The sequence below is a fragment of the Pseudomonas sp. TWI923 genome (genome assembly GCF_039673365.1).
GTDB classification, from domain to species: Bacteria; Pseudomonadota; Gammaproteobacteria; order Pseudomonadales; family Pseudomonadaceae; genus Aquipseudomonas; species Aquipseudomonas sichuanensis.
The window spans coordinates 94,688-119,901 of sequence record NZ_JBDJLM010000007.1 but is presented as its reverse complement, the minus strand read 5'-3'; the positions used below and the strand labels follow the sequence as shown (position 1 = coordinate 119,901).

Below are 25,214 nucleotides of genomic sequence, written 5' to 3'. Positions count from 1 at the left end.
GGGCTTGCCCCGCGATGATCTGTCGATCAGGACAGCTTGGGCGTACGCGGCGGGATCATGCGGCGCGAGCCGGTCGCCTCGAAGGCAGCGGCAAATTTCAACAAATTGTTGTCGCTGTAGGCCTTGCCGGCGAAGGTCAGGCCCACCGGCATGCCGATATCGGCCATCACGCCCATGGGCACGGTCACGGTCGGTACACCCAGGTGGCGGATCGCCAAGTTGCCGTTGGCCACCCAGATACCGTTGCTCCAGGCGATATCCGCCGAGGCAGGGTTCACATCGGCATCGGCCGGGCCCACATCGGCCACGGTGGGGAACAGCACCGCGTCCAGGCCCTGGGCGTCCATCCAGTCTTCCAGGTCCTGCTTGCGGGTCTGCTCCAGGCCGCGCAGGCCGTCCGGCACGGTGGCGATCTGGTCCCAGGTCTTCAGGCCGCGCTTGGCCATGTTGACGTACTCGTCCATGCCGGCGGCCAGGTCATCCTCACGGTTGGGCAGGGTGCCCGGGTCGTGGGGGAAGATCTGCGGGCCGTCGACGTCGGCCAGGCAGTTGAGCTTGGGATCGTTGTTTGCCCGCAGGAAGTCGTCGAAGGCCCAGCCGGACAGTTCCCACAGCTCGTCATGGAGGAATTCCTTGCTGACGATGCCGCGGTTGAACACGGTGGGTGCGCCGGGGCGATCGCCCTCGCAGTTGGACACCAGCGGGAAGTCGGTTTCGACCACTTCGGCACCGGCCGCTTCCAGGGCCTGGCGCGCCTGCTTCCACAGCTCGATCACGCTGGCGCGGGTGTTGATGCGCTGGCCGGTGGGGCCACCGATGCCCGGTTTCTCGGACGTGCCGGCCTCGGCGTCGGCGTTGATGTACATGCGCGGCACGGCGAAGCGCTTGCCCTTGAGCGAGGCTGCATCGGCCGCCAGGGCCAGGTACGAGGCCGGGCGCACGCTGGAGGCGGCGGGGATCGGCACCCATGGCTGCAGGCGCCACAGGTCGCCGCGCTTGTCGGCGTCGTCGGCCACCACCACGTCGAGGATTTCCAGCAGGTCGGCCATGGTGCGGGCATAAGGCACGACCACGTCCATGGTCGGGGTCAGCGGCCAGTTGCCGCGCACCGAGATCACCCCGCGCGACGGGGTGTAGGCGCACAGGCCATTGTTCGAGGCAGGGCCACGGCCGCTGGACCAGGTCTCTTCGGCCAGGCCGAAGGCGCTGTAGCTGGCGGCGGTGGCGGTACCGGCGCCGTTGGACGAGCCGGAGGCGAACGGCGCGGTCAGGTAGGCGGCGTTGTACGGGCTTTCGGCGCGGCCATACACACCGCGCTGCATGCCGCCGTTGGCCATCGGTGGCATGTTGGTCTTGCCCAGGCAGATGGCGCCGCCGGCGCGCAGGCGCTCGACGGTGAAGGCATCGCGCTGGGCGACCAGGTCCTTGAAGGCAGGGCTGCCAGAGGCGGCGGTCAGGCCTTTGACCAGGTAGCTGTCCTTGGCGGTGTAGGGGATGCCGTCCAGCGGGCCGAGGACTTCGCCACGGGCCCGGCGGGCATCGGAGGCCTCGGCCTCTTTCAGCGCTTCAGGGTTGCGCACTACCACGGCGTTGAGTGCGGTGGCGGTGTCCTTGCCGTCATAGGCGTCGATGCGCGCCAGGTAGGCCTTGACCAGCTCGACCGCTGTCGTGCGGCCAGACTCGAGCGCGTCGCGCAGCTCGGCAATGGAAACCTCGGTTACCTCGATCATGCTGTCACCACAGTTGTGCAGGTGGAAAAATCATGGCGGCGAGTGTAGCAAGAAGGCTTTGCCGGAGCAGGCATGCAGTGGGGAAATGCTTCGTTGCGTCACAGCATTGTGCTGGGCGTGGGTATTGCGCTGGTGCCATTCGCCGACAAGGCCGGCGAATGGCTTACTTCAGTTGCCCGGTCGCTTACAGCAGCTTGCGCTGCACCGCTTCGTCCAGGGTGCTGCGCGCCAGCTCACGGACCACGTCGCGGGTGTCGGCCTGGAACGGCAGGCCGACGATCAGCACCAGTTGCATCCAGGTGCGTACCGACTCGCTCTTGCTGATACGCCCGACTTCCTTGCCTTCCTTGTCCTTGAACACGGTCTGCAGGGTGAAGGTGTTCTTCGCCGTGGACGGAATGATGAAGAAGGTGAAGCCAGTGATGAACGCCGAGGCCATGACGAACTGCTCATGGTTGGTCAGGGTCGATTCGGCGTACAGGTCCGATTCGACCTTGCGCGTGCTGACCTGGGTGAAACGGCCGGATTCCTGGTAGGTCTCGCTGATGGCCTTCTCCCACATCTGCGCGTGGGCGCCGGCGGCGGCAGTGGCCGGATTGTCGTTGACCTGGTACAGCGCGGTGGTGCGCAGGTAGGCGCTGGGCTTGGCCGCTTCGCTGCTGGCCGCAGGCGGCCAGGTGCCGACCGGGGCCAGGTCGCCGGTGGAATAAGAGACGCAGCCGCCGAGCAGCAATGCGCCGAGCAGCAATCCTTGTTTAAGCACGTTCATGTATCGATTCCTGATTTAACGTTTTGCCAATTGCACGGTGGCGCTGTCCAGCAGCTCGCCGACCAGCAGCGACAGCTGTTTGCCGCCCATGATGGTCGGTGCCCAGTAGTCGCCGCCGTACAGGCCGACGTTGTGCTTGAAGGTGATCTGGTCCTTGCTACGGGCAAGCTCGACGCCGTCGCGGTCGACGATCACCAGGTCGCCGGCCAAGTCGAAACTGTCCACGTAGATCGGGCCGTTGACCCAGATCCACAGGGTCAGGGTCAGCAGCGCACCGGGGAAATAGCCAGGGTGCGGCGCGCGACGGCCCTTGAGCGAGGTCAAGTCGAACTTCAGCACCACGTCCTGTTCGCCCAGGCGGGTGGGGTACTCGCTGACTGACTTGAAATAGCCGGCCTTGTCCACGTAGCGGTCCAGGTCTTTGGTCAGCGAGCGGCTGATGGCTTCGCGGGTAGCCTGGTCGAGGCCGGGGGCGGACACCGTGACATCGGCGACCTGTGCGGTGCGCGGGCTGGTGACGGCGACGGGGTGGACAGGGGCGTTGATGGGGCCAGTGACCTGGAAGGACACGCAGCCGCCCATCGACAGCATGGCCACGAGGGCGGTGCTTTTAAGGAGTTGCTTCAAGCCGGTGTGTCCTTGTTCGAGGGAGGCAGATCAAGGATTACGGCTGGGGGGAGTGGAACTTTAGGGCAAAGTGCCACTATTTCGTATGGGCCGCCCAGCGTGGCTGAGCGACCCTTCGTGATCAGCCCAGGTCGGCTGCCGAATGGCGCTCGGGAACCTGGCTCGCTTCATCGCCCCAGGTCCGGTTTACCCGGGTGCCACGCTGTACTGCCGGGCGTTGCGCGATGGCTTCGGCCCAACGTTGCACGTTGGGGTATTGGTGTACCGCAAGAAACTCCGCGGCGCCATACAGGTTGCCGCGTACCAGTTGGCCATACCAGGGCCATACGGCGATGTCGGCGATGCTGTATTCATCGCCACCCAGGTAGCTGCTTTCGGCCAGGCGACGGTCGAGCACGTCGAGTTGGCGCTTGGCTTCCATGGTGAAGCGGTTGATGGCGTACTCGAACTTCTCGGGCGCGTACACATAGAAGTGGCCGAAACCACCGCCCAGGTAGGGCGCCGAGCCCATCTGCCAGAACAGCCAGTTCAGGCTTTCGGTGCGGCTGGCCGGATCCTTGGGCAGCAGGGCGCCGAATTTTTCGGCCAGGTACAGCAGGATCGAGCCAGACTCGAACACCCGTACCGGCGGTTCTACGCTGCGGTCGAGCAGGGCGGGGATCTTCGAGTTCGGGTTGACCCCGACGAAGCCGCTGCCGAACTGGTCGCCTTCGCCGATGCGGATCAGCCAGGCGTCGTATTCGGCGCCGGTATGCCCCAGGGCCAGCAGTTCTTCGAGCAGGATGGTCACCTTGACGCCATTGGGGGTGGCCAGGGAATAGAGCTGCAGCGGGTGCAAGCCCTGCGGCAGCTGTTTGTCATGCGTCGGGCCGGCGATCGGGCGGTTGATGCTGGCGAACTGGCCGCCGGAAGGTGCCTCGTGGGTCCAGACCTTGGGCGGGACGTAGGGGTGCTTGCTCATGCGCGGAAACTCCTGGAAGGCGTGATCGAGCATCTATGCCATGGGTTCGGCGCGAGGGGCAAATGCATTGGATGCATAGCTGATATCAATGACCAGTGATTGACGCTGCCCTTTTGTAGGAGCGGCCTTGTGCCGCGAAAGGGGCGCGCAGCGCCCCCGGGATCGTAGACTGAGCTCAAGATTGCTGGGGCTGCTCTGCAGCCCTTTCGCGACACAAGGCCGCTCCTACAGTGACCGCGCTGGCTTTGGCTAGGCCACCGGAATCAGCGGATCAGCCGCCGCCAGCGCCGCCGCACGATCATCCGCAGCTGGTGGGTAGATCCAGATCGAGTTGATCTGGTGCTTGAGCACCTTGGCCTCGGCCTTGTCGGTCGGCGGCGACACCGTGCGCTCCCAGCCTTCGGTGTACACCGCGCCCCAGGCACCGAGGTCCAGGCAGGTGACGTACTTGGGCTGGCTGTAGGTCATCGGCGCCACGCCGATCAGTTCGGCGGCGGCGTTGTTGCCGGCATAGCGGCCCAGCGGGATGGCGTGCTGGCAGGACATCACCGCATGGTTGCCGACCTCGTCGCACGCTGCGTAGGCCACGTCGCCCGCGGCGTACACCGCCTCATTGCCGATGACCTTGAGGTTGCCGTCGACGTGCAGGCGGCCCTGGCGGTCGCGTTCACCGCTGATCTGTTCGGTGAGTGGGTTGGCCTTGAATCCGACGGTCCAGATCACCGTGCTGGCGTCGATGCGCTGACCGTTGTCGAGCATCACGCCGCCATCATCCACCGAGGCCACCGTGGCACCGCAGATCCATTCGATGCCCAGGTGCGCGCTGGCCTGCTCGATGGCCGGGCGGATGCCGTCACCCAGTGCGGCGCCGATTGTCCGGCCGCGGTCGACCACGATCACCCGTGGTTTCACGCGATCACCCAGGATCTTGTGCAGGCGCGACGGCAGTTCGGTGGCGGTCTCGATACCGGTGAAGCCGCCGCCGGCCACCACCACGGTATTGCGTGCCGGGCTGTCGGGCCGGCCGGCGAGGGATTTCAGGTGTTGTTCAAGGCGCGACGCCGAGTCGATCTTGTCGACATCGAAGGCATGCTCGATACCGGCCATGTCGGGGCGGTTCAGCAGGCTGCCGCACGCCATGATCAGGCGGTCGTAGCTCAGTTTCGACTCGATGCCGCCGGGCGCGCGGTAGGTCACTTGACGGTTTTTTTCGTCGATGTGGCTGGCGCTGCCTTTGACGAAGCGCACATTGACCGCATCGAACAGCGCCTGCAGCGGCGCGGCCATGGTGTGCACTTCGGGTTCGTAGAAGCGCGGGCGCACATGCAGCTCGGCCTGGGGGGCGAGCACGGTGATGGCGACGTCGTCGCGCCCGTGCAGGTCAAGCTGGCGCGCGGCGCCCAGGGCGCTCCACAGCCCGGCGAAGCCTGCGCCAATGATCAGGATCTGTTTCATGAGGGTGCTCCTGGAGGTTCCGAATACCGCGGATAGTTGGAATTGTCGGTTCGGGCACGGCAGTGGGAAAAGGGTACGCCTGGTGCTGCTGGGTGGGGCCTGGTCCGACCTGTGGCCCATCGCGGGGCAAGCCCGCTCCCACGGCACTGTGGGAGCGGGCTTGCCCCGCGATGAGGATGGTTGACGCAGCAAGGATGCTAAGCGTGGCCGGCGTTGCGCCCTAGGCCAAAGAACCCTGGATTTCGGCCAGCGGCACGCTGCGGGCGAAGCGCGCGCGGTAGTCGCGCGGGGTGACTGCCAGGTGGCGCTGGAACGCCTGGCGCATGCGTTCCTCGCTGCCAAAGCCGCAGTGGCGGGCAATCTGCTCGATGTGCTGGGTGGAGTTCTCCAGCAGGCGGCGGGCGGCTTCCAGGCGGAACAGCTCGATGGCCTTGGCCGGGGTGCGGCCGGTCTTCTGTTTGTACACCCGGGTGAAGTTGCGCAGGCTCATGCGCGCCTGCTCGGCCAGGCGTTCGACACTCAGGCGGGGGTCGCCCAGGTGGTCGTTGAGCCACAGGTGCAGGGCGTCGAAGGCGGCGCTGTCCTCGCCCTGGGCCTTGAGCAACTCGCTGAACTGCGCCTGCCCGCCGGGGCGCTTGAGGAACACCACCAGCTCGCGCGCCACCTGCATGGCCACCTCTCGGCCGCAATCGGCTTCCACCAGGGCCAGGGCCAGGTCGATGCCGGCGCTCACCCCGGCGCTGGTCCACACCTGGTCCTGCTGCACGAAGATCGATTCGGCATCCACCTCGATGGCCGGGAAGCGCTGGTGCAGGGCGTCGCACATGGCCCAGTGGGTGGCCGCCCGGCGGCCGTCGAGCAGGCCGGCGGCGGCCAGCAGGAAGGTGCCGCTGCACACCGAGGCGGTGCGCCGGGCGCGGGCGGCGACCAGGCGCAGCCAGTCGACCAGTTCGCCGTGTTCGGGGAGGGTGCGGACTATTTCCGGGGCGCCGGGCACCACCAGTGTGTCCACGGGTTCCTGCAACCAGGGCTGCAAAGTCTCGGTACCGACCGCCAGCCCTTCGGCGGTGGGCAGCAGGCCACCGGTGAGGCTGGCGGTGACCACCCGGTAGCCGGGCAGGCCGCGTTCGGCACGGGCCTTGGTGGCGGCCCAGAACACTGTCTGTGCACCCGTCAGGTCGAGCAGGCCCATTTGCGGATAGGCAAGGAACAGCACGGTGTGCGGCTGGTCGAGCGAATGCACGGGCGGGTCGGGGATTTGCGGGATATCGGTCATGGCGTGCTGCTTTGGGCGGGGCTTGCCCTAGTCGATCAGCTTGCGCGGTGATGTACAAGCACCGGCGGCCTCATCGCGGGGCAAGTCGCATCGGCGCACCACCGCTCTGTGGGAGCGGGTTTACCCGCGAACACGGGCATAGCCCGTGCCAGGCAGCGAGGTGTCATCTTCGCGGGTAAACCCGCTCCCACAGGTACTGTGAACGCCTGGGGAATGCACGGACCCTGTGGGAGCGGCGGTGCGCCGATGCGACTTGCCCCGCGATGAGGCCTTTGGCTCAGAAGCGGTAATCGACCGTGGCGAAGTACGAACGCGGTGCGCCCAGCAGCCACTGCTCGCCACTGTAGGCCGACATTGCGTATTCACGGTCGAACAGGTTGTTCACCTGCAGCCCCAGGCGTACGTCCGGCAATACCTGCCAGCCGATGTTGCCATCGATCACGGTGTAGCCCGGCACGTGCTGGTCGTTGGCGGTGGTGGCGTAGCGCTGGTCGACATAGCGCAGGCCGATGCCGGCATCGACAGCCTGGCCGAAACCCTTGCTCAGCCACAGGTTGGCGGTTCGCCGTGGCACATCGGTGGGGCGGTTGCCCGAGCGGTCGTAGGCGATGCCACCGCTCACTTCGTCGAACTCGTCGTACTTCGCCCGCACCAGCGCCGCATTGGCCGACAGCTGCCACTGGTTGCCCAGCGCCAGTTCCAGGCTTGCCTCCAGGCCATCGGAGGTCTGCTGGCCGGCCTGCTGTTTGGTGTGGGTGACCGGGTCACTGACCAGCAGCTTGTCCTTGACGATGTGATAGGCCGCCAGGGTCCATTCGCCGCGGCCTTCCCAGAAGCGCTGCTTGAGGCCCAGCTCGGTCTGCTTGGCCTCGGTCAGGTCCAGGCGCTGCTCGGGGCGCAGGGTGATCAGGTCGCCGACGCCGTCTTCGCTGGTGGAATACTGGCCATACAACGACAGGTCGTCGGTGACGGCGAACACCAGCCCGGCGCGCCAGTTGCCGCCCTGCAGGCTGCGGTCGCCGCGGGTGTCGTCGAGCAAGTTGTTGCGGTCGATGTGGTTCTGGTCGCGGCGAATGCCTGTAACCAGGGACAGGCGCTCGGTGAGCTGGGTGCGGTTTTCGGCGAACAGGGCGAAGGTGCTGGTTTTCGACAGCGACTGCGGCTGGGTCGGGCTGGCGCTATGGAAGGCACCGGGCGCGGGCTGCCAAGGATCGAGTGGGTCTGTGCTGCCGTCGTCGTAGGGCCAGTTGCTGTCGATGTTGAAGCGGATGTGGTTGTACTCGGCACCGACCACGGTCTTGCTGGCCAGGCCGAACAGTGAGTGGTCGAAGGTGAAGCGCTGGCGGTCGCCGATCTGCTCCTGGTTGTGCTTGATCTCGAGGAAGCTGCCGCGCTGCACCACCCCGTTGTCGGCGTCCCAGGCGTACTGCTCGGCGTTGCGCCAGTGGCGGCGGCTCTTGATGTAGTAGAGCTGGTTGCTGGCCGAGACGCTGTCGTTGATGGCCCAGTCGGTGGTGAAGCGTGTCCACTCATCATGGTAGCGCTGCACGTCGTTGCTGACGTTGTAGTTCTTCTTGGCCAGGCTGCTGCGCAGATGGCCGTCGATCAGCGGCGTGCCGTAGTAGTTGGCCGGCTGTGCATCGCCACGCTCGTGGGCGAGGGTGAAGCTGAGGTCGTCGCTGGCATCGAAGCGCAGCGCGGCACTCAGGGCCAGGCTGCGCGAGTCGGTGCGGTCGATGTAGCCGTTGCCGGCCTGCTGGTTGAGGGTGACGCGGTAGCTCAGGCGCTCGCTCAGGCTGCCGCCGCTGTCCAGGCCCAGTTGCTGACGGTCCCAGGAGCCGTAGCCCAGGCGCAGGTGGTTGCTGATCTCGCCGGCGAAGGGCTTTTTCGGGATCACGTTGACCACCGCGCCGGTGGCGCCTTCGCCGTACAGCACCGAGGCCGGGCCGCGGATGACGTCGATGCGCTCGACCATCCATGGGTCGACCGGGAAGGTCTGGGTGCCGGCACCGGTGTACAGGCGTGCGCCGTCGAACAGGGTCATCACCGAGTTCTGCCCGCTGAAGCCACGCGCCGACAGGCCGGTACCGCCATCGCCGGGGGTGCCGATGAAGGTGATGCCCGGCGAGCGGGTTACGGCGTCCTGCACGGTGAGGTTGTTGCGCTGCTGGATCTGCGCTTCGCCGAGGCTGCTGGTGCTGGCGGGGGTGTCCAGGGCGCTGAGGTTCAGGCGTGAACCGGCCTGGGTCGGAGTGGCCAGGTCGACGGTTTGCGCGTCGCGGCTGTCGGTGATGGCCGTGGAGGGCAGGGTGAGGGTGGTCTGCTGTTCGGCCTGGGCCGGCAGGGCGACGGCCAGGCAGGCCGCCAGGGAGTAACGCTTGCTGATACGGGACATGTCGTTCCACTGCTGCAGGAATGAATGGATCCCGGTGGAAAACACGCAAAAGGCGAACCGCGCACGCAGGCGCGCACGCGGAAACCGGCCTGCGCCCGCCCACCGCGGGTTGCCAAGTGGAGCCTCAGGCCGGTCTCCGGGCTTGCGAGGGTCGTGAAGCCTTCACCTTCCCATGCTGGCGCACAGTGGTGTGTCGAAGGGTTCGCTCGCTTACCGTTGCGGGGGCAGCGCCGGACTTGTCGCATGGAGCGACGCACCGGCTTCCCGTTTCACCCTGCGCACGGCGGCGTAGGGCACCTGAAACTGGCGCGCATCTGACCATCGCGCGGGGAGTCAGTCAAGCGTTGGAGCGAACGGAAAGATCATGTGGGTCAAGGGGTTGTGTGGTTGGCGTGCGGGCCTCATCGCCGGCAAGCCGGCTCCCACAGTAGTACGGCATTACCCTGTGGGAGCCGGCTTGCCGGCGATAAGGCCTGACAGGTGTCACAGCTAATCCATGCTTCAGCGACCGCGCCGGCGCGACACCCGTGCTTCGATATTCTTGCGGCCGATCAGCAGGGGGGGCTTTTCCACGACGGGCTCATCGGCCAGCCACTTGTACATCACCAGGCAGTCCACCAGCCCCAGCTGGGCGTGGCGGAAGGCCCGGGGCAGGCGCCCGACCGTCTCGAAACCGAGCTTGTGCCACAGCGCCACGGCCACCTCGTTGGTTGCCACCACCGAATTGAACTGCAGGGCGAGCAAGCCTTCCTGGCGTGCCAGCTTCTGCGAGTGTTCGCACATCAGCCGCGCCACGCCGCGGCCCCGGGCGTTCTCGCAGACCATGTAGCCGCAGTTGCCAACATGAGCGCCGGGGCCGGCGGCATTGGCCTTGAGGTAGTAGGAGCCGAGAAGCTCGCCGTCTTCTTCGGCCACCAGGGTGCGCAGCGGTGCTTCAAGCCACAGCGCCAGGGCTTGCTCGTAACTCAGGGCGGGGTCGAAGGCGTAGGTCTGGCGGGCCTGGACGATGGCCTGGAAGGTTGGCCAGAAGCGCGGGAAGTCTTCCGGGGTCATGGGGCGGATGTGGATCATGGCGGCTCCTGCGCGGGCTGGGCCGCCAAGTCTGGGTGTCGCGGCGCCGGCGCGCAAGGGCGCTGGCGCCGTGAAGGGGCTAGTTGCTGGCTTTGCCGACCGCATCCAGGGCCCGGGCCGAGTACACCAGGGCGGCGCCGGCATTCATCGCCACCGCCACGCCGAGGGCCTCGGCGATTTCTTCGCGTGTGGCGCCGTGCTTGACCGCCTGCTGCGAATGCACGGCGATGCAACCGTCGCAGCGGGTGGTTACCGCCACGGCCAGGGAGATCAGCTCGCGGGTCTTGGCGTCCAGGTGATTGGTCTTGGCCCCGGCGCCGCTGGCGGTCATGTAGCCGGCCACGGTATCGGGAGACAGTTGCTTGAGATCGCCGATGCCGGCCATCAACTGCTTACGGTAGGCGTCCCAGTCCATCATGCTCATCGTCTTCACCTTGTCAGGTTGGTCGGGGGAGCTTTGAGGCTAGTCCATGTTTGGCGGGAGGGGCTGGATCAGGAGGGCAGGGGCTTTGTAGGAGCGGCCTTGCCGGGGCGCCGGACCGGCCGGAAAGGGCTGCAGAGCAGCCCTGGCGATTTCTGCTTTTACGCTGAAATCCTGGGGCCGCGCTGCGGCCCTTTCGCGACACAAGGCCGCTCCTACAGTGGTGTGTGGGCTGGTGGTAGTGGTGGGTCAGATGTAGATGAACACCAGCACCAGTGCTGCGACCACGGCCCACTTTTCCAGGTAGTAGCGCATGCGGTTGCGTTTCTTCAGCGCCTTGCCGCGTTCACGGATCTTGTAGATGCGGGTGAACAGGCGGTTGATGCCGCCAGTCTTGTCATTGGCATCGTTGGGCGCGGCGGCGGCGGCCATGACGTTGCGGCTGAACCAGCGGTTGAAGGCGCTCGCCCAGCGGTACTTGAGCGGGCGTTCGACGTCGCAGAACAGGATGATGCGGTTGTGCTCGGTGGTGTTGGCGGCGTAGTGGATGTAGGTCTCGTCGAACATCACCGCTTCGCCGTCGCGCCACGAATACTTCTCGCCGTCGACATCGATGTAGCAGCCGTCGTCGTTGGGTGTGTCCAGGCCCAGGTGGTAGCGGTAGGACCCGGCGTACGGGTCGCGGTGGCGCACCAGTTTGGCGCCCGGTGGCAGGGTGGCGAACATCGCCGCCTTGACCGTGCCGATACCCTGCAGCAGCTCGGTGGTGCGCGGGCACAGGCTCATCGCCGAGGGATGGCTCTCGCCGTACCACTTAAGGTAGAAGCGCTTCCAGCCGGTCTTGAAGAATGAGTTGAAACCGACGTCATCGTAATTCTCGGACTTCTTGATCTCGCCGGCATGCAGCAGTTGCTGGGCCTCGGCACGGATCTCCTGCCAGTGGTCCTTGAGCGGTTGCAGCTCGGGGAACGCCTCGACCGGCAGGTAGGGTTTGGCGGGGAGCCTGGAGAACAGGTAAAGGAAACTGTTGACCGGGGCGAGGAAGCTGGAGTGGTCGCCCAGCTGGCGGGTCAGCTTGTGACGAACCCGACCGCGCAGGTGAACATAGGCGATCGAGAGGACGAAGATCAGTACGAGTGCAATTTTCATGGACGGTTACTTGTCTAAAAAATGGCCATGCGCCATGGCATAAGCCCGCCAGCATAAACAAACATCGTCAGGGATTGTACTTATTGTTACGTAAATTCCGGGCGACTTAGGTGTAATGGCCTACAGCTTGCGCAAACGATTCAACTGGTTTTTCCATGCGCTTTGTGTTTTGGATTGCCCCAATCTTCTGACAAGGAACGCCCTATGGTCCAGGAATCCCGCCCCAGCGGCGCACCGTTCAAGCGCCTGTTCTTCGCCCTTTCGGTCAGTGATGGACAGCGCCGCGCCATCGCCCAGTGGCGCCGTGGCCTCAATCTGCGCAGCGGCAAGCCGGTGCCGGCGGACAACTTCCATGTGACCTTGTTGTTCCTGGGGGATGTGGATGCGGCCTTGGTGCCGGCGGTGTGCGCCGCCGTCGAGCCGTTGCCGCGCCCGGATGCGCCGCTGCGGGTGGTGCTCGACCGGTTGCAGGTGTGGCCGCGGGCGAGCGCCCTGGTGCTTGAGCCCGAGCAGGCGCCAGCGGCCCTGCGCCAGTTGGTCTATGCCCTGCAGCAGGCAGTGCTGCCGCTGGGTATCGAGGCGCAGGTGCGCGAGTACCGGCCGCACCTGACGCTGTCACGGGACTTTCGCGGGCCGCTGCCGGAGGCGGCGCAAGCGCCGGAGTTCTTCCTGGCGGCGCGCAGCTTCACCTTGTACGAGTCGCGCAAGGGCCAGTACTGGCCGCTGGCAGAATGGCCCCTGGCGGATTGAGGCGGATCAGAACTGCGGCGTGTACTTGACCGTGAACATGAAGTTGCGTGGCTCACCGTAGTTGTTGCTGCCATTGAGCTGGTTGAAGCCGGCCACCCAATATTTCTTGTCGAACAGGTTGTTGGCATTGACCGCCAGGTTCACCTCGGGCGTCAGCTGGTAGGCCAGGCGTGCGTTCCAGACCGTGTAGCCTGCCACTTCATAGTTGCGCTCGTAGCCCAGGGTGTGGCTCTGGCTGGTGAAGCCCAGCCCGGTGCTCCAGCGCTGGCCGTCCAGCGGCAGGGTGTAGTCGGCCCAGGCGCGCAGCATGTGCTTGGGGGTCCACTGGCTGAATACACGGCCCTTGTTGTCCGGGTCGTCGAGGAACTTGGTGGTGTTGTAGGTATAGCCGGCGAACAGTTGCAGGCCGCTGAGCACTTCGCCGCTGACCTCGGCTTCGACGCCCTGGCTGCGCACCTTGCCTGCAGCGGTCGAGCAGTACCAGTCATCGCAGGCAAAGCCCGAGGCGACGTCGGTGACGGCACGATTTTCCTGGTCATAGCGGAACACGGCCAGCGAGGCATTGACGCGGCCGTCGAGCAGTTCGCCTTTCAGGCCGGTCTCGTAGTTGCTGCCCACCACCGGCTTGAGCGGCGTGTTACCCACGGCGCGCTCGGTCTGCGGCACGAACACATCGGTGTAGCTGGCGTACCAGGCCCATTCACGGGTCAGGTCGTAAACAAAGCCGGCATAAGGCGTGACCTGCCCGGTCTCGGTCATGCGGCTGGTCGGGTGTTGGTTACCGGGCTCGTTCGGGCCATTGAAGTCGGTCGAATCCCAGCGGTAGTCGAACCAGCTGACCCGCGCGCCGAGCACCAGGGTCAGGTCCTCCACCGGCTTGACGCGCCAGGCGCCATACAGGCCTTTCTGGCGGATGTCGTAGCTGGCGCGGTTGGCGCGGCCCATGTCGCCGGCGAGCAGGCTGTCGCGGCTAGGTTCCGGGCGGTTGTGATCGATGGCGAAGATGTTGTCGTCGGGATCGTCGACGAAGTTGCGCCAATAGGCATCGTCGGAGGTCAGCTTGGCGTAGTTGCCACCCAGGGTCACCTCGTGGGCCACGGAGCCGGTATCGAAATGCCCGACCAGGTTCATGTCCAGGCCGAGCTTGGTGTTGTGGAAGTCGGTGATCCAGTCGGCATAGCTGACGCCCGTGCCATCGGGGGCCAGGCCTTGGTCGATGGTCTGCACGCGCTGGTGGGTAGAGGTATTGGTTTCGTCCATGCGCACGGCGGCGGTCTTGAACGTCCAGTCGTCGTTGAAACGGTGCTCGAGGTCGAGGTAGTAGGTGGTGACGTCGGTCTCGGCGCGGCTCCAGCGCGCACCGGTGTAGGTGGAGCGGGGCAGGTCCACCGCCTTGCCGGTCGCGTAGCGGGGGATGCCGCGCAGCATCGGGCGCGACTGTTGGCGGCTGTAGCTGATGCCGCCACCCACGGTGGTGGCGTCGTTCAGGTCGATGTCCAGGGCGCCATACAGGGAGTGGTTCTTGCTCCACTGGTAATCGATGTAACTGTCGCTCTGGTCTTCGTCCAGCACCACGCGCCCACGTACCCGGCCATCACTGGTCAACGGGCCGCCGGCGTCCAGCTGCAGGCCGTAGTGATCCCAGGAGCCCGCCTTGCCGGTCAGGGCGACGGTCGGGGTAGCCTGGCCGCGCTTGCGCACCAGGTTGATCGCGCCACCCGGGCTGCCGGTACCTTGCAGCAGGCCGGAGGCGCCGCGCAGGATTTCCACGCGGTCGAAGAACACCAGGTCCTGGGTTGCCCAGTTGCCCAGCGAGTAGTTGTTGCGCTGGATCGGCACCCCGTCGTACTGCCAGTCGTCGATCTGGAAGCCGCGCGAGGTGATGACCACGCCTGGGCCGATGCCTTGGGCACCGACCAGGCCGGTGGTGTGGTTGACGGCGTCCTGCAGGTCGGTGATGCCCTGGTCGTCCAGCTGCTTGCGGGTGATGACGGTGACCGACTGTGGGATCTCCTTGAGCGTGTGCACGCCCTTGCCGAGGGTGACGGCACGCGCGGCGTAGCTGCCGCTGCCTTCACTGGTGGCGTCCAGGTAGTTGTCGCTGATGCTGGTGCTGCCCAGCTCCAGCGCGTTGCCCTCCAGGGTGGCCGGCGCCACGCTGAAGTGGCCGCTGGCGGTCACCCGCAGTTGCAGGCCGCTACCGGCCAGGGCGGCCTGCATGGCTTGTTCGGCACTCATCTCACCGACCACCGCCGGGGCCTGCTTGCCGCGCACCAGGCCGGGCTCCAGGGCGATGATGTGCCCGCTCTGGCTGGCAATGCGGTTGAGCGTGGTGGCCAGGTCTGCCGCCGGCAGGTTGAACGACTGAGTCTGCGCCTGGGCAAAGCCGCTGAGGCTGCTCAGGGCGATGACGAGGGGCAGGGCGCGGGGCCATAGGTTGTGCACGGTGTTCTCCCGAGTTTGAAGTTGGCTGTCAGGAGTTAGGTGCAACGAGAAATGAAAACCGGACACCTTTGCGAATGATTTTCAAAAATATTTTCAACCCGCAGCCGCCGGCCCGATCAGGGTCAGCCACGGGCCGTAGTGTTCGATGCGGATCGGCAGGGTTTCGCTCATGGCCTGCAGGGCCTCCCGGGGCTGATCCAGGGGGAACACGCCTTGTACCCGCAGGCTGCGCACTTCGGGAGCCAGGCGGATGAAACCGGGCTGGTAGTCGCGCAGGGCGTCGATCACCTGGTGCAGCGGCTCGTCGAGCACCTCCAGGCGGCCTTCGAGCCAGGCTGCGCGCTGGCGTTGTTCCTGCGCGAGCAGCTCGATACCGCTGCTGCGCAGCAAGGCGGCCTGGCCTTCCTGCAGGTCGAGCTGGCGGCCGTCGGCGAGGCTGGCGCGTACGCTGTGTTGCAGCACCACCACACGGGTCGAGCTTGCCTCCTGGCGGACCAGGAAGCGCGTGCCCAGGGCCTGCACCTGGCCTTGCGCGGTGCGTACCCGCAGCGGGCGTTGCGGGTCGGCCGCGACCTGGATCAATAGCTCGCCGCGGCGTAATACCACCAGGCGTTGGCCGGCATCGAACAGCACGTCGACCGCGCTGTGGCTGTTGAGGCTCAGGCGGCTGCCATCGTCCAGGGTGAAGCTGCGGCGCTGGCCGCTGGCGGTATGCAGGTCGGCCCGCCAGCCCAGGGCCGCGTCACTGCGCCAGCCGGCCCATAGCCCGCCGCCCAAAAGACCAAGGCCGGCCATGGTGCGCAGCACGTCGCGGCGGCTGCGGGTGGGTTGCAACAGGAGGCGGCGGGTCGCTTCGGTCTGGCCGGGGGCGCGTGCATCGAGGCCACGCAGTACCGCGCAGGGGCGGCCAAGGCGCTGTTGCAGCAAGTCCCACGCTTGTTGGTGCCGAGGGTCCTGGCCCAGCCAGTGCTGCAGGCGCGCGGGCAGGCTGGCGTCATGGCCGCCAGCGTTGAGTTCCACCATCCAGTCGATGGCTTGTTCGCTGATGCTGTCGAGCACTTGGCGGCTCATGGCTGCAGCTCGCACAGGTAGCATTGGCGCAGCGCCTGCTTCATGTAGCGGCTGACGGTGCGCTCGGACAGGTTCAGCTTGGCGGCGATGTCGACGTAGCTCAGGCCATCGAGCTGGCTATAGAGGAAGGCCGCCTTGACGATATCCGGCAGGCCATCGAGCACCTGGTCAATGGTGACCAGCGCTTCGAGCAGCAGCAGTTGTTCCTCGGCCGAAGGGGCCACTGGCTCCGGCAACAGGGCCAGGCGGTCCAGGTAGGCCTGTTCGAGTTGGCGGCGACGGTGACGGTCGAAGATCAGCCGGCGGGCGATGGTCGACAGGTAGGCGCGGGGCTGCTGGATGCTATCTGGGTCGACCCGCGCGCCGAGCATCTGGCAGAACGCTTCGGCGGCAGTGTCCTCGGCGTCGGCACGGTTGCGCAGGCGCTTGTTGATGTGTTGCAGCAGCCAGCGATGGTGGTCGCTGAAGAAGAAGCCCAGCTTGCGGGTTGAAGTGCTGTCCAACGACCGGTTTCCAGAGTGTTAGTGAAAATCGTTCTCAATAGTAGCCGGGTCGCTCGGGTTGCTGCAATGGGGCGGTGGTCTGCCGCCCCCGGTTAGTGCGGCTCAGGCGAGGGCGAGATGGCCTTCGAACAGTCGCTCGCCCAGTTGCCGTGCACGTTCGAGGTTGGCGTGGTTGTCCTGGATTTCGCTGTCGGTGAGCAGCGTGGTGCTGAGCACCTCGGCGCCGCAGTAGTCGAAGATGCCGTGTTCGATCTGCGTCGTCATCGCCTGGTTGTAGCCGTGGCGCTCGAAGGTGCTAGCGTCGGCCCCGGCCACGCCGACCAGGTGCACGGTCAGGCCATCGAGCTTTTTGATCAGCTTGCCGTCGGCGTGGTAGTCGAATGCCCAGCCATTGCTGAACACCCGCTCCACCCAGCCCTTGAGCAAGGCTGGCAGCGACCACCAGTAGATGGGGTAGACCAGCACCAGGGTGTCGGCCCGTGCGATGCGCGCCTGCTCGGCCAGCACGTCTGCCGGGGCCGCAGCCTGGCGCCGGTGCACGGCGTGGTCGGCAAGGCCGAAGCGCGGATCGAACTGCTCGGCCCCCAGGTCGGCGAACTCGCTGGTATGGCCGGCGGCGTGCAAACCGGCAGCGATCTGCCCGGCGAGCGCGTGGGTGAGGGATGCTGGGTCGTGGTGACCAATGACGATCAGGGCATGCATGGCGAAGACTCCATCAAGCTGTGCAGGAAAACCGTGAGCGCTATATACTCGCGGTAAGTTACCCTTGGTAAGTTACTTTTGGTAGGTAAGCGATGTCAAGCGATGACAAGACCCCCTCGCGCAAGCGCCTTTCACGTGAGCAGCGCCGCCGTCAGTTGCTCGATGTGGCCTGGCAGCTGGTGCGCGAAGAGGGTACCGAAGGTTTGAGTCTGGGTCGGCTGGCCGAACAGGCCGGGGTCACCAAGCCTGTGGTGTATGACCACTTCGAGACCCGCACCGGGCTGCTGGTGGCGTTGTACCAGGAGTACGACGCCCGCCAGACCGCCATGCTCGACAGCGCCCTGGCCGGCGGCCCGGCCGACCTGGCAGGGCGGGCGCAGGTGATCGCCGACGCCTATGTCAATTGCGTGATGAGCCAAGGGCGGGAGATTCCCGGGGTCAGCGCGGCGCTGGCGGGTTCACCGGAAATGGAGGCTCTCAAACGCGCCTACGAGGGGCCGTTTCTCGACAAGTGCCGACAGGCGCTGGCGCCGTTCGCCGCAGGTGGCGACATCGATGCCGCTGGCTTGCGGGCCTTGGTCGGGGCTGCCGAGGCACTGTCGCAGGCAGCCGCTTGCGGGGAGCTTGCGCCTGAGGCCGCCCGCCAGGAATTGCAGGCGACCATTGTCGCGATGGTCAGCCGGCGATGAGCCGGCGCTGGTGGGATAACCCCCGGACTCAAGCATTGGTCATGCTAGAATCCGCCCCTTCGAATCTGGAGGTACACGCGTGCGCAAACTGGCTGTGGTAATGGCGGTGTTGGCCCTGGCGGGCTGTAACAACGAGGTCGAAGGGGTACACAACCAGGTGGCTGAGCACCTGAAAAACCCCAAGACGGCCAAGTTCGCCAATGTGCGCTTCGACACCCAGGGCTCCATCTGCGGCCAGGTGCGCGGCAAGGACGATGCCGGACAGTACGAGGCGTATCGCAGCTACGTGGCGATCAAGCGCGACGGCCAGTACCAGATCATCATCGATGAAACCGGCAATGACCTGCGCATCCGCGAAATCTGCGGCGGCGCCGAGCTGCAGCGCCGCGCCGAAGCCCTGGCTGACCAGCCGGCGCCGGAAGGCTGGGATGTGGAAGTGATCCAAGGGCCGAACATGGGCGCCCTGACCGACATGACCGCGCGCCTGATCGAGAAGGGCATCCCGTCCTGGGTCGAATACCGCGAGGGCAAGCCGGTGGTGTTGATCGGGCCGTACCCGAGCAAGGCCGAGGCCGATGCGCGCAAGGCGGAGGTGATGGCCAAGCTTGGGACCGACTCGGTGGTTATCCAGCACGGTGTCGAGCGCTGACAGGACCGTCAAGAAGCTGTCATGTTGCGAGCGGCTTACCCTTGGCAGGGCCTTGATGTCGAAGGACATTTTTACCGGCTATGCTGAGGGGGCGAACGCTGAGCAGGAGAGCCACATGGCAACGCTGGAACGTGCCATCGCGCTGGCCATCAAGGCCCATGAAGGGCAGTACGACAAGGGTGGGGCGGCCTATATTCTCCACCCGCTGCGGGTGATGGCGCGGGTGACCACGCCCGAGCAGCGGATCGTCGCGGTGCTGCACGATGTGCTGGAAGACACCCCGTTCACCCTCTCCGACCTTGCCCGCGAAGGCTTCCCGCTGAAGATACTCGCCGCGCTGCTGGCCCTGAGCCGGCGCGAAGGCGAAAGCTACGAAGCCTTCGTCATCCGCCTGGGCGTCGACCCGCTGGCCCGTGAAGTGAAGCTGGCAGACCTGGCCGACAACAGCGACCTGTCGCGCATCGCCTGCCCGGGCCCGGCGGATCTCGCCCGTCTGGTCCGCTACCAGCAGGCCAGCGCCTACCTGCAAACACTGGGCTGAGCGCCGTCAGCCACAGGCCTTGAGGTTGACCGGCCCGACGAATGCGTTGCCATGGCCCATCACGCACGCAACCCGCTGGTTGCGCTGCTGTTCCCACGCCTGCGGCGGGTAGGTCTTGTTCCACGCCTCAAACAGCTGGCGATCCTGTTTCGACAGGCGCAGGTCGTACTGCTGGCTCATGTAGAAGTAAGTGCGCGCGATCATCCCGCGGATCGACGGGCGCGGCATGACTTTTTTCGCCTTGAAGTCGACCTGGGTCAGGCAACTGCCGTACTGGCCATGCTGCACCGGCAGCCAGCCGAAGCTGTAGTTGCTGCGGTCGCCGTTCACTTCACCAATGCTCGGTACAAGGTTGTGCAGGTCGGCTTCGGCGCGCTGGTAGGCGACATCGTTGCGCGCGCAGTTCTTGCGCCCGCCGCTCTGCCAGCACTGGCGCTGGTGGCCGATCTGCCAGGCCGGAACGATATGCTCCCATTCGATGCGCGCGGCGCGCTGGGCGTTCTTGCGCGGCGTGTAGCCGCAGGAGGCCAGGTCGACCTTGTTGCCGTTATATTTGCAGCCGCAGTAGAACTCGGTGGATTGCGGCGCATACAGGCGCCAGGCGACCTGCTTGGCTTCCTGGAAGGTGCGTGGGGCGTCGGCTTGGGCAAGCGGGGTGGTCAATAGCAGGCAGGTGGCCGCGTAAAGCAGAACTCTCATGGGCGGTCAGTCTTCCTGCGGAACGGTCCAGAAGATCTGCACGCCGCCGTCATCGCGGTGGGCGAGGGTGACGTTGTCGTTCTCGGCGATTTCTGCGAGCAGGGTGTCCCAGTCTTCGGGCGTTTCCTGTTCGAGGCGGAAGATCAAGGCGGCGCGGCTGCGCTGGGCGATTGGGCTGTTGATGATCTTCTGGATGCGCTGACCCAGTTGTTCATAACTGCTTGGCGTTGCTGCGGAGGTGCTGGCCACGGGCTGTTCCTTGTTTTGCTGTATGTGCATACAGTATTTCACTGTAGGCAATTTCGCAATAACAGGCAGGAAGAAAGCCGTGATCGAAGGGGTTGGGGCCGCAAGGCGGCCCCAGGCGTTGCTCAGTGATTCAGCGCGAATCACGCACCATGTCGACGTGCGGGATACCGGCCTCGAGGAACTCCTCGCTGACCACGCGGAATCCCAGGCGCTCGTAGAAGGGGGTGGCGTGCACCTGGGCGCTGAGCATCTGCTGCTTGAGGTCGCGGTTCTGCGCCTCGCTGATGACCGCATGCATCAGCGCATCGCCCACGTGCAGGCCACGCCAGTCCTTGAGCACCGACACCCGGCCGATGGTGCCGTCGGGCAACAGGCGCGCGGTGCCGATCGGGTATTCGCCTTCCATGGCCAGGAAATGCACGGCCGTAGGGTCTTCGGCGTCGAACTCGAGCTCTGGCGGCACGTGCTGTTCAGCGATGAACACGGCGCTGCGGATGCGGTGGATGTCGGCGTTGTCTTTGTGCCAGTCGGCCAGGCGAACGCTGATCTTATTCATCGGCGAACCCCAGGCTGCCTTGCATGACCAGCTGCTGGACCAGCATCAGGCCGTCTTCGTCCTGCAGCCACTCGGCCAGGTTTTCACTGTGCAGGGCGTCGGCGGAGCAGATCAGTTTCAGCAGCTCGCGCAGTTTCCCCGGCAGCGGGCAACTGCGGCCGCTGGCGAACAACAGCAGGTCATCGCCGAACTCCGACCAGGCCAGGCGTGCGCTCGGGTTGCGGATCAGGATAGCGCCCTGGCCGAGGTGGTCGAGCAGATCCTGTTCGGACAGCTCCTCGCCTACCACCTGCTCGGGGTAGCGCGGCTCGGTCATGAACTGGCCGAACCAGGTCAGCAGCAGGTCCTTGTCGGACATGTGCTTGTCGATCAGGGCCTTGAGGCGGTCGAGGGCGTCGTGCTGGATCTCGTGCGGGTCGCTGACCGGTTGGGCGTCGGCGTCGCTGTAGCGCTCTTCTTCGGGCAGGAACTGGCCGAGGAAGTCGGTGAAGTGGGTCAGCACTTCGGCGGCGCTCGGCGCGCGGAAGCCTACCGAGTAGGTCAGGCATTCGTTTTCGGCAACGCCGTAGTGGGCCAGGCGCGGCGGCAGGTAGAGCATGTCACCTGGCTCCAGGGTCCACTCGTCGCTCTGTTCGAAGTCAGCGAGGATGCGCAGGTCGGCGTGGTCGATCAGCGGGCTGTCGCTGTTGCACATCTGGCCGACTTTCCAGTTGCGCTTGCCGTCGGCTTGCAGCAGGAACACGTCGTAGTTGTCGAAGTGCGGGCCGACGCTGCCACCGGGGGCGGCGTAGCTGATCATCACGTCATCGATACGCCAGCTGGGCAGGAAGCGGAAGTTTTCCAGCAACTCGGCCACTTCCGGCACGAACTGGTCCACGGCCTGGACCAACAGGGTCCAGTCGCGCTCGGGCAGGTCGCTGAAGGCGTCTTCGGCGAACGGGCCGCGGCGCAGCTCCCATGGGCGCTCGCCGTGCTCGAGCACCAGGCGCGACTCGACTTCTTCTTCCAGGGCCAGGCCGGCCAGTTCGTCGGCGTCGATCGGGCTGGTGAAGTCGGGGAAGGCCTGACGCACCAGCAGCGGCTTCTTCTGCCAGTAGTCGCGCAGGAATTCACGGGCCGTAAGGCCGCCCAGCAGTTGCAGTGGAGTAACAGAATTCATGTTCAACCTATTGATAAAACGTAATTTTTGTACGGGAATAAAAACGCCCGGCCAGGCCGGGCGTTGAACGCGACGGTCAGCTTAGACGCGTTTGGCCTGGGCCACGGCGTTGCCGATATAGGTTGCAGGCGTGAGCTGCTTGAGCTCGGCCTTGGCGTCGGCCGGCATATCCAGGCCGTCGATGAAGGTCAGCAGCGCTTCAGGGGTAATGCCCTTGCCACGGGTCAGCTCTTTGAGCTTCTCGTAGGGGTTCTCGATGTTGAAGCGGCGCATCACGGTCTGGATCGGCTCGGCGAGGACTTCCCAGCAGGCGTCCAGGTCGGCGGCGATGCGGGCTTCGTTGACTTCCAGCTTGCCGATGCCCTTGAGGCTGGCTTCGTAGGCGATGACGCTGTGGGCGAAGCCCACGCCCAGGTTGCGCAGCACGGTGGAGTCGGTCAGGTCACGCTGCCAGCGCGAGATCGGCAGCTTGCTGGCCAGGTGCTGGAACAGTGCGTTGGCGATACCCAGGTTGCCTTCGGAGTTTTCGAAGTCGATCGGGTTGACCTTGTGCGGCATGGTCGAGGAGCCGATTTCGCCAGCGACGGTCTTCTGTTTGAAGTAGCCCAGCGAGATGTAGCCCCAGACGTCGCGGTCGAAGTCGATGAGGATGGTGTTGAATCGGGCGATGGCGTCGAACAGCTCGGCGATGTAGTCGTGCGGTTCGATCTGGGTGGTATAGGGGTTGAACACCAGGCCCAGCTCGTCTTCGATGAAGGCGCGGGCGTTCTGCTCCCAGTCGATCTGCGAGTAGGCCGACAGGTGGGCGTTGTAGTTGCCCACGGCGCCGTTGATCTTGCCCAGCAGCGGCACGGCGGCTACCTGGGCGATCTGGCGCTCCAGGCGGTAGACGACGTTGGCCAGTTCTTTGCCCAGGGTGGTCGGCGAAGCCGGCTGGCCGTGGGTGCGCGACAGCATCGGCACGGCAGCGTGGGTGTGGGCCAGGGTGCGGATCGCTTCGGCGATCTGACGCATCAGTGGCAGCAGCACTTCGTCACGGCCAGCGCGCAGCATCAGGGCGTGGGACAGGTTGTTGATGTCCTCGCTGGTGCAGGCGAAGTGGATGAACTCGCTGACCTTGGCCAGCTCAGGCAGTTGAGCGGCCTGCTCCTTGAGCAGGTACTCGATGGCCTTGACGTCGTGGTTGGTGGTGCGCTCGATTTCCTTGACGCGTTCGGCGTGCTCAAGTTTGAAATCAGTGGCCAGGCTGTCCAGCACGGCGTTGGCTTCGGCGGAGAACGCCGGCACTTCGCCGATTTGCGGATGGGCGGCCAGGCGCTGGAGCCAGCGCACTTCGACCAGGGCGCGGAAACGGATCAGGCCGAATTCGCTGAAGATGGGGCGCAAGGCCTGGGTTTTGCCGGCGTAACGGCCGTCTACAGGGGAAACCGCAGTGAGCGAAGAGAGCTGCATGGGGTGTTCTCGGACAGTCAGGCTTTTGGGGGGCGCATATCATACATGAAAAAAGCAGTGGCGAGTTGCAAGCTACAAGCGGCAAGTAGAAGCAGTACGCTGTATCGCCTTTACTTGCCGCTTGAAGCTTAGAGCTTGCAGCTTATCCCTGCATCATGCCGTACAGCTCGTTGAGCAATTTGCGTCGGCTGAACACCAACTGCCAGCGGTGCCCGCCCAGCTGGCGCCACAGGCGCGCGGCGCGGATGCCGGCCAGCAGCAGGGCGCGAATCTTCGAGGCATTGTTGGCTTGCTGCAGGAAGCGCATGTCGCCGTGCACCTGGATGCGCTGGCGCAGGGTGCTCAGGGTGTCCTGGTACAAGGCTCCGCTGGAAGCGATGACGTTATCGTGAACCAGGCCGAAATGCTCAGCCTGGGACTGGATCTGCGGCAGGCGGTTGCCGATGGTGTCGAGCAGGTCGCCACGCTTGGCCAGTTGGCGTTCCAGGCCGAGCATCGACAACGCATAGCGCAGTGGTTCGCGCTGCAGGCTGCTGGGGTCGCGCTCCAGGGCGCCGACCAGCGCGCGGTAGCCGTCGCGCAGGTTGAGGTCGTCGCCGCCAAATACTTCCAGGGTGTCCTTGGGGTCGCGCACCAGCAGGCTGCCGAGCATGCAGCCCAGCGTCGCTTCGCTGGCCTGGCCGGTGCGGGCGATGCGGTCTACCAGCACGGCGGCCTGGAACACACCGCCCAGGGCGATCAATTGCTCCTGCAGGTTGCTCATGCGCGCGGGCTCCACGGCTCGGCGATTTCGATCACGCCGCCGCCCAGGCACACTTCACCGTCGTAGAACACCACCGACTGGCCGGGGGTGACGGCGCGTTGCGGCTCGTCGAACACGGCGCGGTAGCCGTTTTCGGTCTGTTCGAGGGTGCAGTGCTGGTCACCCTGGCGGTAGCGCACCTTGGCGGTGAGGCGGCGCGGGCTGCTCAGGTCGATGGGGTTGACCCAGAAGATTTCCGAGGCCAGCAGGGCACGGGAGAACAGCCACGGGTGCTCGTTACCCTGGCCGACCACCAGTACGTTGCGGGCCAGGTCCTTGTGCAGCACGTACCATGGCTCGTCGCCGGCATCCTTGAGGCCGCCGATACCCAGGCCCTGGCGCTGGCCGATGGTGTGGTACATCAGGCCGTGATGGCGGCCGATCACTTCACCGTCGGTGGTCTGGATATCGCCGGGTTGGGCCGGCAGGTACTGCTTGAGGAAGTCGCTGAAGCGGCGCTCGCCGATAAAGCAGATGCCGGTGGAGTCCTTCTTCTTGGCCGTGGCCAGGCCGTGTTTCTCGGCAATGGCGCGCACTTCGGGTTTTTCCAGTTCGCCGACCGGGAACAGCGTGCGGGCGATTTCCTTGCCGCCGACGGCGTGCAGGAAGTAGCTCTGGTCCTTGTTCGGGTCCAGGCCCTTGAGCAGTTCGGTGATCGCGCCGGTGTCGCGGCGGCGCACGTAGTGGCCGGTGGCGATCAGGTCGGCGCCCAGCGACAGGGCGTAGTCGAGGAACGCCTTGAACTTGATTTCGCGGTTGCAGAGGATGTCCGGGTTGGGCGTGCGGCCGGCCTTGTATTCTTCGAGGAAGTGCTCGAACACGTGGTCCCAGTACTCGGCGGCGAAGTTGGCGGTGTGCAGCTTGATGCCGATGCGGTCGCACACGGCCTGGGCGTCGGCCAGGTCTTCGCGGGCGGTGCAGTATTCGGTGCCGTCGTCCTCTTCCCAGTTCTTCATGAACAGACCTTCCACCTGGTAGCCCTGCTCGATGAGCAGGAGGGCGGAAACGGAAGAGTCCACGCCGCCGGACATGCCGACGATGACGCGGGTCTTGGCGGGGTCTTTGAGTGCTGGGCTGGTCATGGCTACCGGTG

25 protein-coding genes and 1 riboswitch are annotated in these 25,214 nt (G+C 65.5%); of the genes, 4 read left to right on the top strand and 21 right to left on the bottom strand.

Annotation, left to right across the window (positions count from 1 at the left end):
* Positions 1-26: 26 nt before the first annotated feature.
* From ABE459_RS05555 to lpxO, 10 genes are all read right to left on the bottom strand, one after another.
* Positions 27-1,730 (bottom strand): amidase, encoded by a 1,704-nt coding sequence (locus ABE459_RS05555; RefSeq protein ID WP_323828824.1) that lies wholly within the window; start codon positions 1,728-1,730, stop codon positions 27-29.
* Positions 1,731-1,914: 184 nt separating this feature from the next.
* Positions 1,915-2,499 carry a hypothetical protein gene (locus tag ABE459_RS05550; protein ID WP_125464682.1) on the bottom strand — a complete coding sequence of 195 codons (585 nt, stop codon included), beginning with the start codon at positions 2,497-2,499 and terminating at the stop codon, positions 1,915-1,917.
* Between the two features lie 15 nt (positions 2,500-2,514).
* Entirely contained in the window at positions 2,515-3,090 is a 576-nt protein-coding gene (locus ABE459_RS05545) for a hypothetical protein (protein ID WP_125861355.1), read from the bottom strand.
* 157 nt (positions 3,091-3,247) lie between these two features.
* The gene (gene yghU, locus ABE459_RS05540; RefSeq protein WP_323828826.1) at positions 3,248-4,087 is read right to left on the bottom strand and encodes a glutathione-dependent disulfide-bond oxidoreductase; all 840 of its coding nucleotides are present in this window, start codon (positions 4,085-4,087) and stop codon (positions 3,248-3,250) included.
* Between the two features lie 249 nt (positions 4,088-4,336).
* Positions 4,337-5,542: an NAD(P)/FAD-dependent oxidoreductase gene (locus ABE459_RS05535; RefSeq protein ID WP_323828828.1), complete on the bottom strand. Its 1,206-nt coding sequence runs from the start codon at positions 5,540-5,542 to the stop codon at positions 4,337-4,339.
* Between the two features lie 220 nt (positions 5,543-5,762).
* Positions 5,763-6,818 (bottom strand): helix-turn-helix domain-containing protein, encoded by a 1,056-nt coding sequence (locus ABE459_RS05530; protein ID WP_323828830.1) that lies wholly within the window; start codon positions 6,816-6,818, stop codon positions 5,763-5,765.
* Between the two features lie 277 nt (positions 6,819-7,095).
* A complete protein-coding gene (locus tag ABE459_RS05525) occupies positions 7,096-9,213 on the bottom strand; it encodes a TonB-dependent receptor (RefSeq protein ID WP_323828832.1) in 2,118 nt (705 codons plus the stop codon).
* A gap of 109 nt (positions 9,214-9,322) precedes the next feature.
* A riboswitch (cobalamin riboswitch) is annotated at positions 9,323-9,529 on the bottom strand.
* Positions 9,530-9,714: 185 nt separating this feature from the next.
* Entirely contained in the window at positions 9,715-10,284 is a 570-nt protein-coding gene (locus ABE459_RS05520; RefSeq protein WP_125464676.1) for an N-acetyltransferase, read from the bottom strand.
* A gap of 79 nt (positions 10,285-10,363) precedes the next feature.
* Positions 10,364-10,708, bottom strand: coding sequence for a carboxymuconolactone decarboxylase family protein (locus ABE459_RS05515; protein ID WP_125859290.1), 345 nt, complete (start codon positions 10,706-10,708; stop codon positions 10,364-10,366).
* A gap of 246 nt (positions 10,709-10,954) precedes the next feature.
* The gene (gene lpxO, locus ABE459_RS05510; RefSeq protein WP_110993179.1) at positions 10,955-11,854 is read right to left on the bottom strand and encodes a lipid A hydroxylase LpxO; all 900 of its coding nucleotides are present in this window, start codon (positions 11,852-11,854) and stop codon (positions 10,955-10,957) included.
* A 204-nt stretch (positions 11,855-12,058) separates the two neighbouring features.
* Between lpxO and thpR the strand changes: the two genes are divergently transcribed.
* Positions 12,059-12,604 carry an RNA 2',3'-cyclic phosphodiesterase gene (gene thpR, locus ABE459_RS05505; RefSeq protein ID WP_323828834.1) on the top strand — a complete coding sequence of 182 codons (546 nt, stop codon included), beginning with the start codon at positions 12,059-12,061 and terminating at the stop codon, positions 12,602-12,604.
* 6 nt (positions 12,605-12,610) lie between these two features.
* Here thpR and ABE459_RS05500 read toward each other — a convergent pair whose 3' ends face one another.
* From ABE459_RS05500 to ABE459_RS05485, 4 genes are all read right to left on the bottom strand, one after another.
* A complete protein-coding gene (locus ABE459_RS05500; protein WP_258704686.1) occupies positions 12,611-15,049 on the bottom strand; it encodes a TonB-dependent receptor in 2,439 nt (812 codons plus the stop codon).
* A gap of 93 nt (positions 15,050-15,142) precedes the next feature.
* A complete protein-coding gene (locus ABE459_RS05495) occupies positions 15,143-16,120 on the bottom strand; it encodes a FecR family protein (protein WP_323828838.1) in 978 nt (325 codons plus the stop codon).
* Positions 16,117-16,623: a sigma-70 family RNA polymerase sigma factor gene (locus ABE459_RS05490; protein WP_110993183.1), complete on the bottom strand. Its 507-nt coding sequence runs from the start codon at positions 16,621-16,623 to the stop codon at positions 16,117-16,119. Before ABE459_RS05490 ends, ABE459_RS05495 begins: the two co-directional genes overlap by 4 nt.
* Positions 16,624-16,725: 102 nt before the next feature.
* Entirely contained in the window at positions 16,726-17,325 is a 600-nt protein-coding gene (locus ABE459_RS05485) for an NAD(P)H-dependent oxidoreductase (RefSeq protein WP_323828840.1), read from the bottom strand.
* 92 nt (positions 17,326-17,417) lie between these two features.
* On the opposite strand from ABE459_RS05485, the gene ABE459_RS05480 reads away from it, so the two are divergent.
* The 3 genes from ABE459_RS05480 (at position 17,418) to ABE459_RS05470 (ending at position 19,204) form a co-directional block, all read left to right on the top strand.
* Complete coding sequence (locus ABE459_RS05480; RefSeq protein WP_323828842.1) at positions 17,418-18,014, top strand: TetR/AcrR family transcriptional regulator; 597 nt, start codon at positions 17,418-17,420, stop codon at positions 18,012-18,014.
* A gap of 79 nt (positions 18,015-18,093) precedes the next feature.
* Positions 18,094-18,663 (top strand): SPOR domain-containing protein, encoded by a 570-nt coding sequence (locus ABE459_RS05475; protein ID WP_110993186.1) that lies wholly within the window; start codon positions 18,094-18,096, stop codon positions 18,661-18,663.
* Between the two features lie 115 nt (positions 18,664-18,778).
* A complete protein-coding gene (locus ABE459_RS05470) occupies positions 18,779-19,204 on the top strand; it encodes a GTP pyrophosphokinase (RefSeq protein ID WP_125464668.1) in 426 nt (141 codons plus the stop codon).
* A gap of 6 nt (positions 19,205-19,210) precedes the next feature.
* Here the strand turns inward: ABE459_RS05470 and ABE459_RS05465 are convergent, their stop codons facing one another.
* The 7 genes from ABE459_RS05465 to mnmA all read right to left on the bottom strand — a co-directional run bounded on the left by ABE459_RS05465 (position 19,211) and on the right by mnmA (position 25,203).
* Complete coding sequence (locus ABE459_RS05465; protein WP_323828845.1) at positions 19,211-19,903, bottom strand: endonuclease I family protein; 693 nt, start codon at positions 19,901-19,903, stop codon at positions 19,211-19,213.
* A gap of 6 nt (positions 19,904-19,909) precedes the next feature.
* Positions 19,910-20,152, bottom strand: coding sequence for a DUF1654 domain-containing protein (locus ABE459_RS05460; protein WP_125464666.1), 243 nt, complete (start codon positions 20,150-20,152; stop codon positions 19,910-19,912).
* Between the two features lie 130 nt (positions 20,153-20,282).
* Positions 20,283-20,708 (bottom strand): GNAT family N-acetyltransferase, encoded by a 426-nt coding sequence (locus tag ABE459_RS05455; RefSeq protein ID WP_125464665.1) that lies wholly within the window; start codon positions 20,706-20,708, stop codon positions 20,283-20,285.
* Positions 20,701-21,867 carry a cupin domain-containing protein gene (locus tag ABE459_RS05450; RefSeq protein WP_323828848.1) on the bottom strand — a complete coding sequence of 389 codons (1,167 nt, stop codon included), beginning with the start codon at positions 21,865-21,867 and terminating at the stop codon, positions 20,701-20,703. The genes ABE459_RS05455 and ABE459_RS05450 overlap by 8 nt, the downstream gene beginning before the upstream one ends.
* A gap of 81 nt (positions 21,868-21,948) precedes the next feature.
* Positions 21,949-23,319: an adenylosuccinate lyase gene (gene purB / locus ABE459_RS05445; protein WP_110993192.1), complete on the bottom strand. Its 1,371-nt coding sequence runs from the start codon at positions 23,317-23,319 to the stop codon at positions 21,949-21,951.
* Between the two features lie 142 nt (positions 23,320-23,461).
* The gene (gene hflD / locus ABE459_RS05440) at positions 23,462-24,082 is read right to left on the bottom strand and encodes a high frequency lysogenization protein HflD (protein ID WP_125859279.1); all 621 of its coding nucleotides are present in this window, start codon (positions 24,080-24,082) and stop codon (positions 23,462-23,464) included.
* Positions 24,079-25,203, bottom strand: a complete 1,125-nt coding sequence (mnmA, locus tag ABE459_RS05435; RefSeq protein ID WP_323828851.1) for a tRNA 2-thiouridine(34) synthase MnmA — start codon at positions 25,201-25,203, stop codon at positions 24,079-24,081. The genes hflD and mnmA overlap by 4 nt, the downstream gene beginning before the upstream one ends.
* Between the last annotated feature and the right edge of the window lie 11 nt (positions 25,204-25,214).

Excerpts from the sequence above, each read along its gene's own strand:
- ABE459_RS05555 (WP_323828824.1), bottom strand. The coding sequence starts at position 1,730 with ATGATCGAGGTAACCGAGGTTTCCATTGCCGAGCTGCGCGACGCGCTC.
- ABE459_RS05550 (WP_125464682.1), bottom strand. The coding sequence starts at position 2,499 with ATGAACGTGCTTAAACAAGGATTGCTGCTCGGCGCATTGCTGCTCGGC.
- ABE459_RS05545 (WP_125861355.1), bottom strand. The coding sequence starts at position 3,090 with ATGCTGTCGATGGGCGGCTGCGTGTCCTTCCAGGTCACTGGCCCCATC.
- yghU (WP_323828826.1), bottom strand. The coding sequence starts at position 4,087 with ATGAGCAAGCACCCCTACGTCCCGCCCAAGGTCTGGACCCACGAGGCA.
- ABE459_RS05535 (WP_323828828.1), bottom strand. The coding sequence starts at position 5,542 with ATGAAACAGATCCTGATCATTGGCGCAGGCTTCGCCGGGCTGTGGAGC.
- ABE459_RS05530 (WP_323828830.1), bottom strand. The coding sequence starts at position 6,818 with ATGACCGATATCCCGCAAATCCCCGACCCGCCCGTGCATTCGCTCGAC.
- ABE459_RS05525 (WP_323828832.1), bottom strand. The coding sequence starts at position 9,213 with ATGTCCCGTATCAGCAAGCGTTACTCCCTGGCGGCCTGCCTGGCCGTC.
- ABE459_RS05520 (WP_125464676.1), bottom strand. The coding sequence starts at position 10,284 with ATGATCCACATCCGCCCCATGACCCCGGAAGACTTCCCGCGCTTCTGG.
- ABE459_RS05515 (WP_125859290.1), bottom strand. The coding sequence starts at position 10,708 with ATGAGCATGATGGACTGGGACGCCTACCGTAAGCAGTTGATGGCCGGC.
- lpxO (WP_110993179.1), bottom strand. The coding sequence starts at position 11,854 with ATGAAAATTGCACTCGTACTGATCTTCGTCCTCTCGATCGCCTATGTT.
- thpR (WP_323828834.1), top strand. The coding sequence starts at position 12,059 with ATGGTCCAGGAATCCCGCCCCAGCGGCGCACCGTTCAAGCGCCTGTTC.
- ABE459_RS05495 (WP_323828838.1), bottom strand. The coding sequence starts at position 16,120 with ATGAGCCGCCAAGTGCTCGACAGCATCAGCGAACAAGCCATCGACTGG.
- ABE459_RS05485 (WP_323828840.1), bottom strand. The coding sequence starts at position 17,325 with ATGCATGCCCTGATCGTCATTGGTCACCACGACCCAGCATCCCTCACC.
- ABE459_RS05480 (WP_323828842.1), top strand. The coding sequence starts at position 17,418 with ATGTCAAGCGATGACAAGACCCCCTCGCGCAAGCGCCTTTCACGTGAG.
- ABE459_RS05470 (WP_125464668.1), top strand. The coding sequence starts at position 18,779 with ATGGCAACGCTGGAACGTGCCATCGCGCTGGCCATCAAGGCCCATGAA.
- ABE459_RS05465 (WP_323828845.1), bottom strand. The coding sequence starts at position 19,903 with ATGAGAGTTCTGCTTTACGCGGCCACCTGCCTGCTATTGACCACCCCG.
- ABE459_RS05455 (WP_125464665.1), bottom strand. The coding sequence starts at position 20,708 with ATGAATAAGATCAGCGTTCGCCTGGCCGACTGGCACAAAGACAACGCC.
- ABE459_RS05450 (WP_323828848.1), bottom strand. The coding sequence starts at position 21,867 with ATGAATTCTGTTACTCCACTGCAACTGCTGGGCGGCCTTACGGCCCGT.
- purB (WP_110993192.1), bottom strand. The coding sequence starts at position 23,319 with ATGCAGCTCTCTTCGCTCACTGCGGTTTCCCCTGTAGACGGCCGTTAC.
- hflD (WP_125859279.1), bottom strand. The coding sequence starts at position 24,082 with ATGAGCAACCTGCAGGAGCAATTGATCGCCCTGGGCGGTGTGTTCCAG.
- mnmA (WP_323828851.1), bottom strand. The coding sequence starts at position 25,203 with ATGACCAGCCCAGCACTCAAAGACCCCGCCAAGACCCGCGTCATCGTC.